The 3,192-nt window shown below is 64.8% G+C and carries 4 protein-coding genes; all 4 read right to left on the bottom strand.

Translation table 11 applies throughout. From position 1 onward, the window contains the following. Nucleotides 1-223: ATP-binding cassette domain-containing protein (locus tag JMF90_RS30700; RefSeq protein WP_201325851.1), on the bottom strand; the 223-nt coding region annotated here is incomplete at its 3' end. Nucleotides 224-335: 112 nt separating this feature from the next. Beyond that, nucleotides 336-1,193, bottom strand: a complete 858-nt coding sequence (locus JMF90_RS30695; RefSeq protein WP_006476648.1) for a carbohydrate ABC transporter permease — start codon at nucleotides 1,191-1,193, stop codon at nucleotides 336-338. Next, on the bottom strand, nucleotides 1,183-2,121 hold the full coding sequence (locus JMF90_RS30690) for a carbohydrate ABC transporter permease (protein ID WP_011544827.1): 939 nt from the start codon (nucleotides 2,119-2,121) through the stop codon (nucleotides 1,183-1,185). Before JMF90_RS30690 ends, JMF90_RS30695 begins: the two co-directional genes overlap by 11 nt. A gap of 138 nt (nucleotides 2,122-2,259) precedes the next feature. After that, nucleotides 2,260-3,192 (bottom strand): ABC transporter substrate-binding protein (locus JMF90_RS30685; RefSeq protein ID WP_201325850.1); only part of this gene is annotated, 933 nt, incomplete at its 5' end.

Here is a 3,192-nt window from a genome sequence, read left to right as displayed (position 1 = left end):
CCTTGGGCGACAGGTCGTTGACGACCTTGCCGTCGATGCAGATCTCGCCGCTCGTGACCGTCTCGAGCCCGGCGATCATGTTGAGCAGCGTCGATTTCCCGCAGCCCGAGCCGCCGACCAGGATCAGGAACTGTCCGTCCTCGATCTCGATGTCGACACCCTTCAGGACCGGCACCCCGTTCGGGTAGGTCTTGTACACGTCACGGATGGAAAGGCTTGCCATGCTGTGAATCCTCTGTCTCGTCTCGCGCGGCGCACTCGGGCGCCGCGTCGGGTTCGTTTCGATGCGCCGCGCGTGGTGCGCGGCCGGTTCGTCGTATCGGATGAAGCCGCGCTTACCCCTTCACCGCGCCTGCCGTCAGCCCGCGCACGAAGTAGCGGCCGGCGACGATGTAGACGAGCAGCGTCGGCAGCGCGGCAATGATCGCGCCGGCCATGTCGACGTTGTATTCCTTCACGCCCGTCGACGTGTTGACGAGGTTGTTCAGCGCGACCGTGATCGGCATCGAGTCGACGCCGGAGAACACGATCCCGAACAGGAAGTCGTTCCAGATCTGCGTGAATTGCCAGATCAGGCACACCATGAAGATCGGCAGCGACACCGGCAGCAGGATCTTCGTGAAGATCGTGAAGAAGCCCGCGCCGTCGATGCGCGCGGCCTTCACGAGTTCGGCCGGCACGCTCACGTAGAAGTTGCGGAAGAACATCGTCGTGAACGCGATCCCGTACACGACGTGCACGAACACGAGGCCCGGAATCGTGTTGGCGAGGCCGAGCATCCCCTGCAGGCGCGCCATCGGCAGCAGGATCACCTGGAACGGGATGAAGCAGCCGACCAGCATCATCGTGAACAGCGCGTCCGCGCCGCGAAAGCGCCAGTGCGTGAGCACGTAGCCGTTGAACGCGCCGATCAGCGACGAGATCAACACGGCCGGAATCACCATCTGCAGCGAGTTCAGGAAGAACGGCTTCATCCCGTCGCAGCGCACGCCGGTACAGGCGCCGCTCCAGGCCTTCACCCACGGATCGACGGTCCACGAGGTGGGCGGCGTCAGCAGGTTGCCGGTGCGCAACTGGTCGAGGTCCTTGAACGACGTCGACAGCATCACGTAGATCGGGAACAGGAAATACAGCGCGAACAGGATCAGTGCCGCATAGATCACTGCCCGGCTGATCGTCATCTTAGGCTGCATTGCGGGTGCTCCTCGATTCCATATACATCAGCGGCACCAGCACCGCGACCACGGTCGCGAGCATCATCACCGAGGACGCCGCGCCGAGCCCGAGCTGGCCGCGGTTGAACGAAAACGTGTACATGAACATGGCCGGCAACGACGACGACGTGCCCGGGCCGCCCGCAGTCAGCGCGACGACGAGGTCGAAGGTCTTGATCGTGATGTGGCAGAGGATCAGCAGCACCGAGAAGAACACCGGGCGCATGCTCGGGATCACGATCTTGCGGTAGATGGTCGGCAGCGTCGCGCCGTCGACCTGCGCGGCCTTGAAGATCTCGCCGTCGACACCGCGCAGCCCCGCGAGGAACAGCGCCATCACGAAGCCGGTCGATTGCCACACGGCCGCGATCACCACGCAGAAGATCGCCTTGTCCGGATCGTCGAGCCAGCCGAACGAGAAGCTCGTCCAGCCCCAGTCGTGCATCACCTTCTCGAGGCCGAGGCCCGGGTTCAGAATCCATTGCCACGCGGTGCCGGTGACGATGAACGACAGCGCCATCGGGTACAGGAAGATCGCGCGCAGCGCGCCTTCGTTGCGAATCCGCTGGTCGAGCAGGATCGCGAGGAACAGCCCGAGGCCGACGCAGATCGCGATGAACGGAATCCCGAACCAGCCGAGGTTCGCGGCGGAGGTCCACCACACGTCGTTCTGGAACAGGTCCGTGTAACGGCCGAAGCCGTCGAATTCGTAGTTGGGCAACAGCCGCGAGCGGGTCAGCGACAGATAGCCGGTAATCAGGATGAAGCCGTAGATGAACACCACGGCGATCGCGACGCTCGGCGCGAGCACGAGCTTCGGGATCCAGCGATCGGCGAAGGCCGACATCGGCGACGTACGCCGTGCGGCGGCAGCGCCGGATCCGTTTCCGCTAAGAGGGGCAGCCACTTGATTCGACTCCTGGAACGAGGGCGACGCAGGCCGGGCCGGCGCCGGGTACGGCACGGGCCCGCGGGCGAGCCCGTTTGCTGCACATGCAAAAACGCCCGGCCGATGAAGCGTGTCCGGCCGGGCGCCTGGCGCGCGTTACTTGACCTTCGCGGCCTTCGCGAGCGCGGCGACCGCGCTCTTCGAATCCTGCTGCGAGTTCATGAACTTCGTCACGACGTCGGTGATCGCGCCGGCGGTCGCGTCGCCTTGCGCCATGCCGTGCGCGAGCGACGGCACGAAGCCGCCCGACTTGATCGCGGTCTGCTCGTCGGCATACGACTTCTTCGCGCAGTCGTCGAACTTGTCCATCTTCACGCCGAGACGCACCGGCACCGAGCCCTTCAGCAGGCTGAACTGCTCCTGGAACTCGGGCGTCATGATCGTCTTCGCGAGCGCGAGCTGGCCCGGCGTCGCGTTCTTCTCGCCCTTCTGCTGGAAGAACACGAACGAATCGACGTTGAACGTGTACGAATTCGCGGTGCCCGGCACCGGCGCGCAGATGTAGTCCTTGCCCGCCTTCTTGCCGGCGTTTTCGAATTCGCCCTTCGCCCAGTCGCCCATGAACTGCATGCCGGCCTTGCCGTTGATGACCATCGCGGTCGCGAGGTTCCAGTCGCGGCCGTTACGGCCGGTGTCGAAGTAGCCCTGGATCTTGCGCACCGTGTCGAACACCGACAGCATCTGCGGCGACGTCAGCGTCGCCTGGTCGAGGTCGACCAGCGCCTTCTTGTAGAACGCCGGGCCCTGCGACAGCACGACGTCTTCCCACAGCGTCAGGTCCTGCCACGGCTGGCCGCCCATCGCGACCGGCTGGATGCCCGCGGCCTTCAGCTTGTCGGCCACCGCGAAGAATTCGGGCCAGGTGGTCGGCACCTTCGCGCCGACCTTGTCGAGCGCGGCCTTGTTGATGTACAGCCAGTTGACGCGGTGCACCGAGAACGGCGCGGCGACGGTATGGCCCTTGTACTTGATGATCTTGTCGATTTCCGGCGGCAGGTTCTGCTTCCAGTCGCCGGCGGCCGAATCGAT

Source organism: Burkholderia sp. E168m23, assembly GCF_016586125.1.
GTDB lineage: Bacteria > Pseudomonadota > Gammaproteobacteria > Burkholderiales > Burkholderiaceae > Burkholderia > Burkholderia orbicola.
The sequence above is the reverse complement of the archived record's forward strand: the minus strand, read 5'-3'. Positions and strand labels throughout refer to the sequence as shown.

Bases quoted from the DNA above. Each gene is read 5' to 3' on its own strand.
- JMF90_RS30695 (WP_006476648.1), bottom strand. From the start codon at position 1,193: ATGCAGCCTAAGATGACGATCAGCCGGGCAGTGATCTATGCGGCACTG.